This window comes from Mesorhizobium sp. M0276 (assembly GCF_040321755.1).
In the GTDB taxonomy this organism is placed as follows: domain Bacteria; phylum Pseudomonadota; class Alphaproteobacteria; order Rhizobiales; family Rhizobiaceae; genus Mesorhizobium.
Window position 1 is genome coordinate 17,163 of record NZ_JAMYSC010000002.1, and the last position, 15,244, is coordinate 32,406.

9 protein-coding genes and 5 pseudogenes are annotated in these 15,244 nt (G+C 62.8%); 9 read left to right on the forward strand and 5 right to left on the reverse strand.

The features are described from left to right. Positions 1-27 precede the first annotated feature (27 nt). From istA to NKJ01_RS01735, 4 genes and pseudogenes are all read left to right on the forward strand, one after another. Positions 28-984: pseudogene (istA, locus tag NKJ01_RS01720) on the forward strand (IS21 family transposase); the annotation flags it as partial. Between the two features lie 711 nt (positions 985-1,695). Next, on the forward strand, positions 1,696-2,679 hold the full coding sequence (locus tag NKJ01_RS01725; protein ID WP_352725517.1) for a DUF1403 family protein: 984 nt from the start codon (positions 1,696-1,698) through the stop codon (positions 2,677-2,679). Between the two features lie 126 nt (positions 2,680-2,805). Continuing rightward, positions 2,806-3,469: pseudogene (gene scpB / locus NKJ01_RS01730) on the forward strand (SMC-Scp complex subunit ScpB). A 139-nt stretch (positions 3,470-3,608) separates the two neighbouring features. Further along, positions 3,609-5,240: a tetratricopeptide repeat protein gene (locus NKJ01_RS01735; protein ID WP_352725519.1), complete on the forward strand. Its 1,632-nt coding sequence runs from the start codon at positions 3,609-3,611 to the stop codon at positions 5,238-5,240. A gap of 388 nt (positions 5,241-5,628) precedes the next feature. Here the strand turns inward: NKJ01_RS01735 and NKJ01_RS01740 are convergent, their stop codons facing one another. The 4 genes and pseudogenes from NKJ01_RS01740 to NKJ01_RS01755 form a co-directional block, all read right to left on the reverse strand. Then, the gene (locus NKJ01_RS01740; RefSeq protein WP_352725520.1) at positions 5,629-5,997 is read right to left on the reverse strand and encodes a hypothetical protein; all 369 of its coding nucleotides are present in this window, start codon (positions 5,995-5,997) and stop codon (positions 5,629-5,631) included. Between the two features lie 228 nt (positions 5,998-6,225). Next, positions 6,226-6,585, reverse strand: a pseudogene (locus NKJ01_RS01745) (TniQ family protein); the annotation flags it as partial. A 46-nt stretch (positions 6,586-6,631) separates the two neighbouring features. Then, positions 6,632-7,510 (reverse strand): TniB family NTP-binding protein, encoded by an 879-nt coding sequence (locus tag NKJ01_RS01750; protein ID WP_352725522.1) that lies wholly within the window; start codon positions 7,508-7,510, stop codon positions 6,632-6,634. 1 nt (position 7,511) lies between these two features. Then, a pseudogene (locus NKJ01_RS01755) lies at positions 7,512-9,164 on the reverse strand (TnsB C-terminal domain-containing protein). 67 nt (positions 9,165-9,231) lie between these two features. Here NKJ01_RS01755 and NKJ01_RS01760 point away from each other — a divergent pair. The 5 genes and pseudogenes from NKJ01_RS01760 to NKJ01_RS01785 all read left to right on the forward strand — a co-directional run. Continuing rightward, a pseudogene (locus tag NKJ01_RS01760) lies at positions 9,232-9,500 on the forward strand (helix-turn-helix domain-containing protein); the annotation flags it as partial. A gap of 118 nt (positions 9,501-9,618) precedes the next feature. After that, the gene (locus NKJ01_RS01770; RefSeq protein WP_352725524.1) at positions 9,619-10,296 is read left to right on the forward strand and encodes an XRE family transcriptional regulator; all 678 of its coding nucleotides are present in this window, start codon (positions 9,619-9,621) and stop codon (positions 10,294-10,296) included. A 190-nt stretch (positions 10,297-10,486) separates the two neighbouring features. Further along, positions 10,487-10,888 carry an RES domain-containing protein gene (locus NKJ01_RS01775; RefSeq protein ID WP_352725526.1) on the forward strand — a complete coding sequence of 134 codons (402 nt, stop codon included), beginning with the start codon at positions 10,487-10,489 and terminating at the stop codon, positions 10,886-10,888. 242 nt (positions 10,889-11,130) lie between these two features. Continuing rightward, the gene (locus NKJ01_RS01780) at positions 11,131-12,162 is read left to right on the forward strand and encodes an IS110 family RNA-guided transposase (RefSeq protein ID WP_352725528.1); all 1,032 of its coding nucleotides are present in this window, start codon (positions 11,131-11,133) and stop codon (positions 12,160-12,162) included. Positions 12,163-12,588: 426 nt separating this feature from the next. Beyond that, positions 12,589-13,359 carry a tyrosine-type recombinase/integrase gene (locus NKJ01_RS01785; protein WP_352725530.1) on the forward strand — a complete coding sequence of 257 codons (771 nt, stop codon included), beginning with the start codon at positions 12,589-12,591 and terminating at the stop codon, positions 13,357-13,359. Here NKJ01_RS01785 and NKJ01_RS01790 read toward each other — a convergent pair. Then, on the reverse strand, positions 13,313-14,995 hold the full coding sequence (locus NKJ01_RS01790) for an adenylate/guanylate cyclase domain-containing protein (RefSeq protein ID WP_352725532.1): 1,683 nt from the start codon (positions 14,993-14,995) through the stop codon (positions 13,313-13,315). The two genes, NKJ01_RS01785 and NKJ01_RS01790, sit on opposite strands and share 47 nt — an antisense overlap. Positions 14,996-15,244: the final 249 nt, after the last annotated feature.

Genomic DNA, 15,244 nt, shown 5'->3' on the forward strand with positions numbered 1-15,244 from the left:
ATCGCGGGAAACGGCCTTGGTCGAATCCGCCAGAGACGCTGGCCTGGGGCTACACCTGATCTCGCCCCTTTACGCCCGCGCGTGTCGGCGCTCGACCGGCTTGATGATTGGTTGAGGGAGCGATTTTTCCGTCATGACGGCAACGGGGACGTTATCGCCAGGAGTTGGCGGACGAACACGGGATCATTATCAGCCTGCGTTCGGTGGAGCGTGGGGTACAGCATTGGCGCCGGGAGCTAGAGGCGCAGAAGCGGGCGACAGTCCGCTTCGAGACGGCGCCCGGTCATCAGATGCAGATCGACTTCGGCGATACCCGTGTTTGGATCGGCGGCGAGCGGGTGCGGATCCATGTGTTTGTCGGGACGCTTGGCTATTCGCGCCGGGTGCATATCCGGGCCTCGCAGAGGCAGCGCCAGGCCGACTGGTTCGAAGGGATGGAGGGCGCATTCCTGCGGTTCGGGGGCGTTCCGGGCCTGATCGATAATGCGGAGGCTCTTGTCGAGCACCATGACGCGGTGACGCGCCAGGTGAGGTTTACGCGCAGCTGCATGCCTCCGCCCGGTACTGGGGCTCCAGCCGGGGGCCTGTGCTCCCTATCAAGCACGTACGAAAGGGAAGGACGAACGCGGAGTGGGCCACGTCAAGAAGATCGCGATCGCCGGGCGGCGGTTCGAGAGCTGGGCGGCGTTCGAGGCGCATCTGGACCGATGGACGCGCGAGGTCGCCGATCAGCGCGAACACGGCACGACCGGTGTCGCGCCGGTGGAACGCTTTGCCGATGAAGCTCGCACGCTTCGCCCCCTGGCTGGGCGTGCCCCGTTCGGTCAGTTGCGGGACCTGGTCCGCAAGGTTCAGGCCGACTGCGCGATCGATCTCGACACCAACAGCTACTCGGTCCCTTGGCGCCTGATCGGCGAGAGCGTCCAGGTCGTGGTGCTGGCAGGCCGGGTGATCATCCGTCATGCCGGCCAAGTGGTGGCCGACCAATACAGTAGCAGCTGCCGCTATTGCCGGGACGAAAAGGATTGCAGCTCTCGGCGTCGACATTAAGCCTAATGAACCTCTTCCGGAGAACCTGATCGACTTGATTGCCACCCCTAACGAGCAACGCATGTACGATCTACATTTACTCAAGCGGCGGGACCTCTTTGTTTTGGGAAGGAGGCTGCGTATAAGGCGTATTTTCCACAGTACAATCAGTTCCTTGAATTCCAGGACGTGGAAATTGATATCTCTACGCGATTAGGGCACGTGTCGAAAGCAAATTGCACGTTTTCGCTCGAGTTACTTATTTCCAATGTAATTGGGTTAGCCTATTCGCGGTCGGCATAGTGAGCGACGCTGTCGGGATAATCGAGCCGGTGCACCAGCGTCGCTCGAACGAATGGATGGATCGCGCGGCCGACATTGTTCACCGACTACACCTCTCCAGAAATCGAGCGGGCGCCGAAGAGCGGGTTGGGGTGACCTGCCACGGGTAATTTCCCCATCTGAGATTAGAGTCCGGGCCTTCTTGCTCTGATGCGTCCTTCTTTTCCTTTGTGTTCCTCTGCTTCGGTGCGGCGATAAGGCAAGCTTACCGGACATGAAACGACATCGACGGGCGCGGCGGTTTGTTCGCATTTGCGTTGCTAGAAGAGCCGCGATGTTTCATGCTACGGCCAATGATTCTTCGCCCCAAACCGTCCCCGCGCCATGGAGTCCAACTGCCCGGGCCTCGCGCAGGCCGGGCCTGCGGTGCCCGTGCCGACGTGGCTTCGCCGGGCGACGCTGCAGCCGCAGACGCTTGAGGATACGGCGATTCTTGCCGGGGCTGCGATCGGCGCGCTCGATTCGATCGTGCGCCGGCAGGAGCGGTGGGCCGGTGCCTGGCGGCAGCGCCTGGCGCTCGCCGCGGCCGCAATGACGGCGCGGCAGGCGGGGCGCGTTGAGGATGAAGCGGCGCTGCGCGATTCCTTTCTCCTCGCCCGCCCCGGCGATTTTTTGTCCATTGGCCCGGCCGGTCTTTTGCTCCTCGGCTGGCGCCGGCTGGCAGCACGGCCCGCAGAGGCGCTTCTGACGAAGAAAAGTCTCGCCGCGGTGTTGGAGGAATTCGGCTTTTTCACCCGCGGCGGCGCGGCGGTCAGCGATCTGGCGGACGAGCTTCGGCAGCTCGGCGCCAGCGTCGGGACGGTCGAAACGCTGAGCGGTGCGGTCGCGGCCGCCGAGCGCCATGGCTTCCGGCGCGGCGTAGGAGCATGGCTCGCTGACGCTCTGCTCGCGCAAAGGTTGGGCTGGGAACAAGCCGTGCCGCTGCTCGGCGCCGAGCCCGCCTTGGGTGCGAGCCGCCCACGTCGCGTTGCGGCCGGCGCCACGGCGCCAACCATCGAGGCGGGGCCGGAGCGAACAAAAGCTTTGCTTGCCGGGCAGGCACGTGCGGCGCTGCGTGCCATCGACCTGTCGACCGAGCTCGGGCGCCGTGCCGAGCGGTTGCTGGCCAGCGCGCCGAAACTCAGGGCCAAGGGGGCGGACATCGTCGTCGACCGATTGCTGAACGACGACGCGCTCGTCGCGTCACGCGGAGACAAAAAGGCCGCGATGAGTGACCGTGGCCTGCGCCGGCTGTTCGACCGTCTTGTCGATCTTGGGGCCGTGCGCGAGCTGTCGGGCCGCACCACCTTCCGCCTCTACGGGCTGTGAAAAAAACGATGGCGGAGTGCGGCCAAACGACGAAAAGGGGAGCAGGGAGGCGAAGGTCGGTCAGGCGACCGCCTGTTTGACCGCGAGCTGGATCACCTGCCGCCGGAGGTGCGCTGGCGCGAATGGATGAACCGCGTCGAGGCGACGATCTTTGCAGCCAGCAAGCCGGTCGGCCGCGAGACGCTGGCGCGGATCGTCGGCAAAAGCTGCAGCATCGACCTCTTGATCGACGACATCCGTTAAGAACTGCGCGGCCGGCCCTATGACCTGGTCCGCCGTCGCCGTCGGTTTTCGGCACCTGACCCGGCCGGCCTACGCCGATGCGATCCGTGTCGCGCTCGGCGCCGGCGAGGGTAGGGCGGATCTCGCGCAGTCGGATGTGCTGGTGGTGATGTGCATCGCCTACTTCCAGCCGATCACCCGCGCCGAGCTGTCGAGCTTTTTTGGCAAGGAGGTTTCGCGTGACCTGATCGGCAACCTTCGCTCCTTCGGATTCATCGCATCCGGCCCACGCGCGCCGCAGCCGGGCGCGCCCTACACCTATGTCACCACGCAGGCATTCCTGCTGGAGTTCGGGCTTGAAACCCTTCGCGATCTCCCCGACTTCGAGGCGCTCGAGGATGCGGGGTTGCTCAGCAAGGAAAAGCTGCTGGCCGGGGATATCATGCCGGAGTTATCCAGCGGCGAAGCACAGGGCGTCGGAATTGAAGTCGAAGGACTAGGCCGTCAGCAAGAAGTCACAGAAATGGCGAAAAGGGTGGGAATCGGACTGACCGCTTCGATCTCCTGAGCATGAAAGCGGTCAGCAAGAGTGGGAGTCACTACGATGCCATCAAGATCGGGCGGCATCCTGAGATCGAACTCCCGTCCTTCGGGGTTTGATGTAGTCTGGGCGGGTAGTCGCCGACAGCCATGGAGAGTTGGATACGATGACGTATTTCGATCTAGGCACCTTCTCCCGCCGGCTGGACAACACGCCTTCCGAGGCGCAGAGGTGGTTCGACCGGGGGCTGATCTGGCAATACGGATTCAACCACGAAGAAGCCATTTCCTGTTACGAGCGCGTGCTTGAAGTGGCGCCTTCAAACGTCATGGCTCGATGGGGGATTGCCCACTGTCTAGGCCCAAACTACAACAAGCTATGGGACTTCTTCGGGCCAGAAGAGCGTATTGCCGCTTTGACGCGGGCGCACATATTGCTGGCGGAGGCGCGCGATCTTCCCGCAATCCAAGTCGAGCGCGCATTGCTTGATGCGCTGAGGTCGCGGTTCCCTACTGATCCTGAGATTACGGATTACGGCCCTTGGAATGACGATTTCGCTGCAGCGATGCGCACAGTCTACGAGAGATTCCCTGACGATCTGGATGTGACCGCGATCTTTGTCGAGGCACTGATCAACCGCACGCCTTGGGCGCTTTGGGATACTCGGACCGGGCAGCCTGCCGCTGGCACCTCGACGGAGGAAGCGCGCGCGGCATTGGACGACGCCTTCACGACCCAGCCAGCAGCCTGGGGACATCCGGGGTTATTGCATTTCTACATTCATCTGATGGAGATGTCGTCGACGCCAGAAAAAGCCTTACCGCATGGAGATCGGCTGGTGCGCCTCGTGCCATACTCTGGGCATCTTGTGCATATGGCGACGCATATCGACGTGCTTTGCGGCGACTACCACAATGTCGTGGCGCGCAACCGGCAGGCGGCTCAGGTGGATCGTTCATATTTCGCTTATGCAGGCGGTGAGAACTTTTACACGGTCTACCGGATCCACAACCTTCACTTTCAAATCTACGGGGCCATGTTCCTTGGTCGTCCGTCGGATGCCTTCGAGGCCGCGAGGGCATTGGCGGAAAACCTGCCAGAGCCGGTGGTGCGTTACATGCCAGAGATGTTTGAAGCCTTCGCGCCGATGAAGTTGCACGTACTTATCCGCTTTGGCCGCTGGTCCTGCATCCTGAAAGAGGCCTTCCCCGAAGATGCCGAGCTTTACTCCTTCAGCACCGTCCTGTTGCATTATGCCCGGACCGTGGCTCTGTCCAATCTCGGTAGAATTCCCCAGGCAGAGGAAAGCGCTAGCCTTTTCGCGGCGGCGCGCGATGCAGTGCAACCCGAGCGCATGCTGTTCAATAACCCATGCGCCGATATCCTGAAGGTTGCCGAAGCTATGATGCTGGGGGAGTTGCACTACAAGTCCGGCCGCGTCCATGAAGGTCTGGACTTCCTGCGGCGTGCGGTCGATCTCGACGACAATTTGCTCTATGACGAGCCATGGGGTTGGATGCAGCCGACGCGACACGCGCTTGGCGCATTGCTGATGGATGCCGAACGATATGCCGAAGCTGAGGCTGTCTATCGCGCCGACCTTGGGCTTGATGCGACGTTGCCGCGGCCTTGCCAACACCCACGCAACGTCTGGAGCCTTCACGGCCTGCTTGAGTGCCTTAGCCGACGTGGTGACGCGGTAGAAGTCAGCGAGGTCCGACAGCAGTTGGATCAGGCGCTGGCGCATGCAGAGGTGCCGATCATGGCATCATGTGCCTGTCGGAGCGCACCGCAATAAGTGGCAAGCTCCGCTCGCCACGTTGCAGCCTCCTCAGCGCCATAAGAGCCAGCATCGAGCAGCGTCTCGCACGCGTCCATTGCGCGCGCGAAGCCGGCCGTCACTCTGCTGCAGGGCAATGATGCCCTGCACGAAGTCCTTGTCGAATCGTGGCAGTGCAGGTCCGCGATCTCGCGCATCCGCTAGGCCAGATGCTGCTCCAGTGCCTCCATGCTGGTAAAACTCTGCCTCGCCACCACCCCTTCACTGAGAACCCTCCTCAGGGCCCCGGGGGCATCCGTATGCATGCAACCCGCCTCAACGTCCGCTCAGAGGTCGCTTATTGACCGACGGCTTTCATATCACCGACTTCGAATGGCGCGTGCTTGAGCTGCAGCTACCTTTTTGCTCAAGCACGAGCGCCAACGGCGTGCATAAGGCGCACGTAAGCGCCGAAGGATCGATCCGCTTTGACACTTGGGGTGCGCTTCGGTCGCGGCGCTGCCTGATGTCCCTCCAGGAAGTCTGCAAAGCGCGCGATCAGCGCCTCATGGCTTCCCGCAGCCAGGATCATCCAACGTCGGCATGCGTCGGCGCCGTCCATGTCTTTCACAAGCCAGTCAGGAGGTTTCGATGCGAGCGCCTCGAAGCAGCGAATGCGCGCGGCGCTCGATAGATTCGTGAGCGTCCTCGCTGATCGGACTTCGGCGGCGACCGGCGCGCGCAGAACCCGCGCGACGGCGTCGCTTATTTTTATCAAACCCTTGGCCGTGTCCACGCGGCATATATCCGCGATCGCGCGTTCCAGACGGCGCGCGGACGCCCGGACCGCGGCCCTGGGAGCAGCGCGCGGGTCGAACCCGCATCGTGCACAAAAATGCTGGGGGACCAGTTCGCATTGGTCGAAGGTCGCGATGCCGGAGTGGCAGGCCGGACATCGATCCCGAAGCCCGCAGCCATGCGCGAAGCACGACACACGCGATGCCAGCCGCCACTGCCGCCGAAGATACGGCGCCTCGTCCGCTGTAAAGCAATCTGGACAATACTGCATCCAGGTCGAACGGCTCCGGTGCGAGCTGGCGCGCAATGGCAGCAAGAGCGGGGCCATCGCACATCCGCTCATCGTCATCGCCGAGATCTCCTCGGTCGCCCGGCCGGTCTGATGGCCGAGCAACGTGGCGACGGGGCGCGGTAGTCTAAGGTCGAGGCGCGGCGACCACATCCTTTCGCCGAGACCCAGGACGCCGGCGAAGGACCGCGGCGCGGTGCCGTTCGCGAGCGCGAGACGGTGGAGCCAGCTCGAAAGCAGTTCGTCCGGAAGGGGTGAGACGGCAACCGGCCAGCGGTTCCCGCAACGTCGCCATATCTCTCGCGGATCTCGATCGCGAAGGCCGCCCGTACCGAATCACCCGTCACAGCAGGTCGTCACGCACCGGCGCCCGGCGGCGCCTCGAGACCGGGACGTGGTGCCGCGCATCGATGCCCGATTTCGTAATTCGCTCCTCGCCGGACCTCACTGCGGCTGAGGCCGCTGCGGAGATGATCGCTACGATCTCGCCGATCAGTCCCTCGGAGAGCTGGAATATCCTTCGCGCCAAGGGTTCCTCCGAGAGATCGGACGCACGGACAAGCGGCAAGGCGCTCTCCAGGCTGTCGAGCAGCGCAAGAAACTCCTCGCCATATTGCCATCGCGGCACGGCGTGTAGGTCGAACCTGGTCGCCATTTCAGCGGTCTGGTTTACGAAGTCATAGACGGTGACCTCACCGATCAGAACCGGAGAGATGTCGAACTGGCGGCCGATCCTCCGCAGGAAGGCAAGCATGGCCTCGACGTCGCGGGCACGGCCGCGCAGCGCATTGTGGAACTCATCGAAGATCAGCATTCTGGGCTTCAGCCTGTCGAGCAGATGATCGACCTGTTCGGCTTTGCGGCCGACGTTCCGGCTGCTGCCCGTCGGCGCGCGCAAGGCCTGCAGGATGCTCCCGTAGAAATGGGCGAGACCGGCCCCCTCGCGCGTCTGCACCACCCATACCCGCTGCTGCTCGGCTGTTCTCAGATGCCCGACGGCGAACCGCTCGGCGATCATCGTCTTGCCGTTGGCATAGGGGCCGACGAGCATCAGTCCTCGGGTCCGCAACGATGGCGGCCGCGACAGAAGTTCGGCAAGGCGTTCATGCGCCGTGACCGCCACCTGATGTCCAATCCATCGCGGCGCCTGAATGTAGGTGATCCGCTCTTCCGTGCTGCGGTCGAGGTGAGGACGAACGTGATCGAGAAGATGACCCGTCATCTCACCAATCCTCCACCGGCAGGCGGCGTTTCGAGCGAGAGGGATGATCGGCGGGCGCCGGCGGCTCCGGCCGCATCGCGTCGTAGGGCTTGGGCGCGTCAGCGGCGTGGGATTTGCGCACGGCATTGCGCAGCTCAGCCTTCGACGGCTTCGATCCGCCGCTAATCTCCGCGATCCGCCGGCGCAGCGTTACCTTCTCGACATCCGTGCGCGCGTTCGCGGCGCGTCGCTGCAGGCGGTCGGCCTCGTGCTCCCACAACGTCATCGGAGCAAGCATGCCGTCGCGCCGCTCCACAAATCGAAACTCCCTGGTTTCGGGATCGCGGGCATAGACATGGCTGATGTCGCGAGGATTTTATCGAAGCTCGAGCTTGCCCAGCCGATCTCGCTGCGGAACAAGCTCGCCCAGCCAAGATGAGTAATAGTCGAGCGCGAACATGCTGACGCCCTGCGGTGAGATGCGGCGCTCCGTTCCGGGCATGAATGCCAGCAGGACCCTCATGGCATCATCGTCGAAACGCGCAAGGTCGTGCGCCTGCCGGCTCCATTCTGACGCCGGCACCTTCAGGGTCCTCGCGTTTTGCTGCAGGTTGTGGTCGATCACCGCGAGCACGACGCATCGCTCAAGATCGGCGAAGCTGAGACGCGCGCGCCGCTCTGCGGGATATTGGTCGCGGTTCGCCACGGATCGGCCCGTTGAGCCGGGCTGCGTTGCAAGAACCCCGTTGAGCTTCCCAAGCAGCCTTTCGACCACGCCGCCGTGATGGACCCGGCCGCGATCTCGGTAGCGGATGCGGATGCCGTAGTCCTCGCACCCGCGCTGGAAGGCATTGCCCTTGAACTCCTTGGCGGAGTCGGTGACTAGCGATCGCGGTCGACCGAACATCGGCCACCCATGTTCGATACCGCGCGCAGCCAGCCATTCCTCCTTCGGACACATCGCCTGCGCCAGGCACAATGCGACCGACAGCGCCGACGGCTTTTCGAGCGTGAGGCAGAACCCGAGAATACAGCGCGTCGCCACGTCGGTGACGAGCGTCAGGTAGGCCCTGCCGACGAACGTCCCGCCGCCCTCGACAACCTCGACGAAATTGATGTCGGTCGGCGTGTGATCGATCTGGCAGACATCCAGAGGGTACGCCGCGTGGATGTATCCAGGCCGGGCCTTGAGCCGATAGAGATGTTTCGGGTTCGCAGATCGCTTCTTTGCGATTTCCTCGGCGCCAAACAATGCTGGTATTCGGCGAGCGACCGTGAGGTAGGACGGAGGAGCCAGGCCGGCCTCCTCGCAGCGGGCGCGGATCTCGGCCACGACCGGAGCGAGGGGCGGAGCCTCCAGCACCAGCCACTGCTCTCGCAGTGTCGTCGCGATGATCTTCTCGATGTCCTGCTGAAGTCGCTTCTTCCGTGTCCTATCCCGGCAGGGCAAGAGCGACGTCACGGTCCGATCGACACGGTAGCGTGTGAGCAGGTTGTAGACCTGCCGCGTCGAAAGGCGCAGTTCGGCTGCGGCCCGAACGATCGCCGCCCGTCGGGGACCTGAGCCGTCCAAAATCCTGTCGAGTTCGCGCGCAACCCGGCGCGCCGTCGACCATGCTTCTTCGGAATGTGACGCTGCAGGCGCCGGTTTCAGGCTGTGCAATCGGTTCGGCAAAATGAGCAGTCAGTGAAATCGTTAGCGAAAAATCACGACCGTCGTAGCGCCTAAACCTAAACAGCCCATGACTATTCCGCGATTGAAATCAGGAAGTGAAAGCGACACGCGGCTTGACGAGCGGCTCGCCCGATCGCCTGTCGCGACGGCTTTGTCGAGCGCCAACACTTCGCCGACGCGGCCGCGGCACTTTGGCTGGAGGGCGAGCTCGTCCACCTCGAGGACCTCGTCCTGCACGACGCCCATATGGACATTCGGACGCCCAGGCTAAAGGTGACAAAACAGGGTGCGCTCAATTTGGTCGGCGAGCTCGGGCTGCGCGAGATGACGGGCAGGGGAAGGTTTCGAGCGTGGGGAATTGTTTAGTCCGCAGCCATTCGCTAATTTACGAAATTATCGAACTTGACGAACTTGCGCTCTGCAACCATATTGGTGACAGCAGGAGGTTCTCATCATGGCCGCTCCAAAACCAAGCAATCATAGCGGGACCGCATCCCATGCGGGAGTCGCCGCCCTGAGCTTCACCACGAAGCTGCCGGCACAGGCAGACTTCAAGAAGGTGCTGCTCGAACGCTATCAGGAAGCGATCGCACGCAGCCGGAAGATCGGCCATCGCGTTTCGTTCCGGGTAGAGGTCGATCCGGCCGCCGGTGCACAGACGATCACGCCCGTCGAGGAGCAACCGGTCGATACCTTTCCCGTCGAGGACACGGGCAGGCCGGATGCCGAACTCGAGGCGGCGCTTGCCGAAGCGCGCGCGCGTGGCCGCAAGCGCGTCGCCGAAATTGTCGCCGGCGAGGAGATGCTGAGCGCGGATACCTTTGCCAAGCTGCTCGGCACATCGCGGGTGACGGTCAACGCCAAGCGGCAAAGCGGACAGGTGCTCGGGATCGATGGCGCCAAACGCGGTTTCCGCTTTCCTGTCTGGCAACTCGACAAGGACGGTCGTCCCTTCGGCGCATTGCCAGCGCTGCATGCAATGTTGGGCAACAGTGCCTGGGCCGTCTATCGGTTTCTGGCGTCGCACCATGGCGCCCTCGATGGGCGGACGGGCCTTCGAGCCCTTCAGCAAGGCGATGACGCCTCGGTGTTGGCCGCGGCGGAAGGCATGGCCAGGGGCGATTTCGACTGAATGCCCGGCGTTCCACCTCCACCCGATTTCGCGCGCGCAAACCTCGAAATCGAGACCATATCGTCGGGTCGGACATTCGGCCGGATCTACCGGAGCACCTATCCCGATCCGTTGGGGTACGGGAAGTCGCCGAGCCGGTTCAGCGATCCGCCAATCGGTTTGGCGTTCTTTACTCGGCGACTCCCTGAAGGTGTGCTTCCTCGAGACGGTGCTCCGCGATCGCCGCGAAGGGATCCTTTACGATGTTCCAATAGAGGAGGTGGAGCTGACCCGACGGCGCTATGCGGAGATCGCGACCACAGCCTCACTTCGAGTTGTCGACCTCAGAGATGACAACGCCGTCAGAATGGGGGTGCCGACCGATGTCGTTCGGGCACAGCGCCAGAACCTGGCACGCCGGTGGTCACTGGCGTTTCACGAGCACCCATCTGAGCCCGACGGGATCATTTATCCCTCGCGCCTCAACGAGGCGACCAACCTTGCTATTTACGATCGCGCGGTACCGAAGCTTCAGGCGAAGCGCGTCATGGCGCTTCTCGGCGCGCGAGGGCTGGCTCAGGTTCTGGAGGATTTCAGGGTGGGGTTGGTGTGAAGATGCAGCTCGTATCCGTATCGCTTGGCAAAGATGGCTGTAGCGCCAGAATCGCCTGCTAAGCCGGAGCAACGGAACGACCGGTATGTTCACGGGGAACGAACATGACGTAATCGCGGGAGCGGTGGCCACCTAAGATGTGGCGGCGATGTTCGAACATCTAGCCGGCTGGCTGTCCCCCGATAGGATGAAGAACGGGCTCACGATCGACACCGGGCCCAGGCATCGAACGGAGGACAGCCATGAAGCAGTATATCGGTCTCGACGTATCCATGAAAGAGACGGCAATATCGATCCGGCAGGACAGCAAGAGGATTTGGCGGGGCAAGTGCGCGTCCGACCCGCAACTGCTCGCGGCGGTGATCCGCAAGCGCGCACCGTATGCCCGGCGGATCGTGTTCGAGACGGGGCCGCTGTCGGTGTGGTTCTACCACGCGCTGATGGCAGAGGGTCTGCCGGTGATCTGCATCGACGCGCGGCATGCCAAGGCCGCGCTCGACATGGCCGCGAACAAGACCGATGCGAACGATGCTGATGGCCTGGCACATCTGGCCGAGGTCGGCTTCTACCGAGAGGTTCGGGTCAAAGGTTTCGACAGCATGCTGATCCGCACGCTGATCACCGCGCGGCGCCAGCTGCTTAAGATGCGTCTGCAGATATCCAACCAGATCCGTGGGTTGATGAAGACGTTCGGCCTCGTCGTGCCCAAGGGCGCCGGCAGCGTGTTCGAGCGCAACGTTCGCGACCTTCTGCAGGGCGAAGACAAGCTGGCACGCATCGTTGCGCCAATGCTTCAGGCATGGAGCAATATCCGACAGCAAATAGCAGAGCTGAGCAAGCAGCTGGCCGCGATGGCGCGTGAGGACCAGCATTGCCGTCTGCTCATGTCAGTGCCTGGTGTAGGCACCGTCACAGCCACCGCCTTTGCCGCAGCCGTGGAGGATCCGGCGAACTTCAGGAACTCGCGCGCCGTGGGTGCATGGGTGGGCCTGACCCCGAGGCGCTACCAGTCCGGCGAGGTCGATAATGACGGCCATATCTCGCGCCGTGGCGACAATCAGTTGCGCGGACTGCTATACGAGGCGGCCGCGGTCATCCTGAACCGGTCGACGGATACCAGCACCCTGCGAACCTGGGCGTTGGAGCTGAAAGAACGGCTCGGCTTCAAGCGCGCGGCCGTGGCCCTGGCGCGCAAGCTGGCAGTGATCATGCATGCGATGCTCCGGACGGGCGAGCTGTTCGATCCGCACGGAGGAACGCCCGCCGCTGCCTGATCCTGCAGACGCTCGCCTGCGACGATTTCTTCAGGCCATTCAACCGATAGCGTTCTTACAGGACGCACCGAGCCGTCCCTGCCGGGACGTGGCTGAGATCATTCCGCGAAGCGGGAAGCAACTGCCTCGTTTAGCAGATTGCGTAACGAACATAGGAAGATCTCACCTGCGAAACTCATCCTGCGGCGATCTTTGCATCGACCGCGTAGACGACCCTGTACCCGGCATACGAGCGAACGAACGAGCATCGACAGAAAGGACGACTGCCTTGCACTCACCCCCTTGACGGCCGAGCGACTAGACGACCCGCTGCGCGGGAGGGCGCGTGCGGTTGAGGTAGGGATCAAGAACCGGTCGTTGCGCCTGCGTTGAGCGGGGTTCGGCAGGGGCAGAGCATCACAGGCTTCTTCAACAAGGAGCCTGACCATGCCTCATCCAGTTCTCGAAGCTTCGATCAGCCCGCTGCGCCAGCGGCTGATCGACGACATGAACATGCGGCGTTTTTCACGGGAGACACAGCGCAACTATCTCCGCGATATCGGACGCCTGGCGACATTCCTCGGGCGTTCACCAGACACAGCGACCGCCGACGACCTACGTCGGTTCCAGATCGACCAGCAGGAAGATGGCGTTCCCGTGCCGACGATGAACAGCATCGTGTCGGCGCTACGCTTCTTCTTCACCCAAACGCTCGACCGCCCGGACCTGGCGCGCCGGCTCGTCCGGCTGTCGCATCCGCGCAACCTGCCCGTGGTGCTCAGTCGCGACGAGGTCGCCCGGCTGCTCAACGCCACCACCTGCCTTAAGCACCAGGCCGCACTGTCGGTTGCCTATGGCGCGGGCCTGCGCGTCGCCGAGGTGTCGATGCTGAAGGTCGCAGATGTCGACAGCGAACGCATGCTGCTGCGCGTGGAACGTGGCAAAGGTGGGCGATATCGCAACGCCATGCTCTCGGAGGACCTGCTCACTGTCCTGCGGCAATGGTGGAGGGTGGGGCGGCAGCAGGGTGTAATGCATCGCGACGGCTGGTTGTTTCCCGGGCAGCACGCGATGAAGCCGATCAGCACGCGGCAGCTCTATCGCATATCCGCATGCGTTCCGGTGAACTCGCCGCGTGGTGTAAATTTTCAATGTCCCATTGGCGGTCTACTTACTCCGGCAATCCGGCGTTGCGCAGGCCATCGAGCAGAGGTTTGAGCGCATCTCGGTGAGCATAAGGATTCACAGCGATCAGTTCCCGCGATGAGATGCTGGGTCTAAGTTCGCGAGCCTTTGCCAGCGCATGCGCAGCGAGAGCGGCATGGCCGAGATGGTCATGGGCGGCCGCCAGTGTGAGCCAAGCGGGGTGATCCTTTTTTGGCATGTTGTCCAAGGCCGCTACGACTTCGCCATATCTCCTCAGTTCCAACAAAATTTTGGCGCGAATTACCCAGAACCAGTGTGGTGGAAACGGGGTTCTCTTCAGCGCGTCATCGATTGAAGCCAGAGCCTCCTCCGGCCGGCCGGCGTATCGCAACCAATTCGCTCGGTCCGCGCGAATTTGCGCATCGGCCGGATTGAGAGCGACGGCGCGGTCGAAATGGACGCCGGCCCGTTCGTATTCGCGGAGCCACACCATGACCATGCCGTTGGCGTGGTGGACCGTCGGATCGTTGCTGTCCAACTCCATGGCTCTTTGTGCGGCAAGTGACGCTTCGTGCAGCGTTCGTGGGTCGGTGTCGAACCAGTAGCGGCCGAGGAGAGCGATCGCCAGCCAGGCGTGAGCGTGCGCAAAATCGGGATCGATCGCCGTCGCGCGGGAAAAAAGCGGAACGGCCTCCTTCTCCATGTTGGCGTCGGCCAGCTCCCGGCCCTGCAGGAAAAAGTCATAGGCCGTCCAGCTCGACGTTGGCCGCTTGCGCACCTGAAGAGCAGCAGCGGCCACCATTCGCCCCTCGAGCGTCGTCACGATTGCTGCCACGACTTCGTCCTGCACAGCAAAAATGTCGTGGCATTCGCGATCATACCGCTCCGCCCAGACGTGGTTGCCTGTCCTTGCGTCGATCAACTGCGCAGTAATGCGCATCCGCTCGCCCGCCTTCTGCACACTACCTTCGATGACGTAGTTCGCGCCCAGATCGCGGGCGGCCTGCATTGGGTTGATGCCCATCCTGGCAAGATGGAACGAAGCGTGACGCGCCGCGACGGTAAGATTTCTGAACCGCGACAACTCGGTGGTGATGTCCTCCGTGATGCCGTCCGAAAGGTATTGTTGACTGGGATCGCCGCTCAGATTGTCGAATGGCAAAACGGCAATGGAGGGCCCGGCAGCAGACGTCGTTGCGGCCCGCCCGCCCACCTGACCAGTACTCGTTTCCACACGGTAAACGCGCACCGGTCTGACGATATTCTTGAGCGCCACCTCGCCCATGTCCTCGAAGGCAGCGTTGCCTTTGCCTCGCAATTCCTCATGAACCTTGGCCGAGACGCAGACCCCGCCTGGCTCTGCCAAGGCTTCGAGGCGAGCCGCAACGTTCACACCGTCGCCATAGATGTCCGAGCCCTCACCGATCACGTCGCCCAGATTGATGCCGATACGCAGCAATATGCGGCGGTGCTCGGTGACGGATTGGTTGGCCTCCGCCATTTTGGCCTGTAGTTCGACTGCAGCCTCGACCGCGTTCACCGCGCTGGTGAACTCCATCAGCACGCCGTCGCCCATAAGCTTGACGATCCGCCCGCCGCGATCGCGAACGATCGGCTCCAGGATCGCCTTGCGCCGCTCCTTCAGTGCCGCCAGCGTACCCGCCTCATCCGCCTCCATCATTCGGCTGTAGCCGACCACGTCGGCCACAGCGATAGCGGCAAGACGGCGCTTGACGCGTTCATCAGCCATTAAGTGATCGCCTCACTGGTTGGATCGATGATATTTGCGCCGCACGGAGGAGTCCATCGTGGCCAGCAACGAGAACGGCTACCTGGGTGGAATGATGGTCTCCTACCCCTTTCGGGACACTGAGCCTTCAACAGTCAATGACTGCTTCGGGTCAGACAACGACGATGCGACGTCGAGGATGCACTGACGCTGGCCGAGGGAACTGAA

What these genes read in the sequence shown, in the direction of transcription:
- NKJ01_RS01725 (WP_352725517.1), top strand. Translation starts at nt 1,696, where the DNA reads ATGGAGTCCAACTGCCCGGGCCTCGCGCAGGCCGGGCCTGCGGTGCCC.
- NKJ01_RS01735 (WP_352725519.1), top strand. Translation starts at nt 3,609, where the DNA reads ATGACGTATTTCGATCTAGGCACCTTCTCCCGCCGGCTGGACAACACG.
- NKJ01_RS01750 (WP_352725522.1), bottom strand. Translation starts at nt 7,510, where the DNA reads ATGACGGGTCATCTTCTCGATCACGTTCGTCCTCACCTCGACCGCAGC.
- NKJ01_RS01770 (WP_352725524.1), top strand. Translation starts at nt 9,619, where the DNA reads ATGGCCGCTCCAAAACCAAGCAATCATAGCGGGACCGCATCCCATGCG.
- NKJ01_RS01780 (WP_352725528.1), top strand. Translation starts at nt 11,131, where the DNA reads ATGAAGCAGTATATCGGTCTCGACGTATCCATGAAAGAGACGGCAATA.
- NKJ01_RS01785 (WP_352725530.1), top strand. Translation starts at nt 12,589, where the DNA reads ATGCCTCATCCAGTTCTCGAAGCTTCGATCAGCCCGCTGCGCCAGCGG.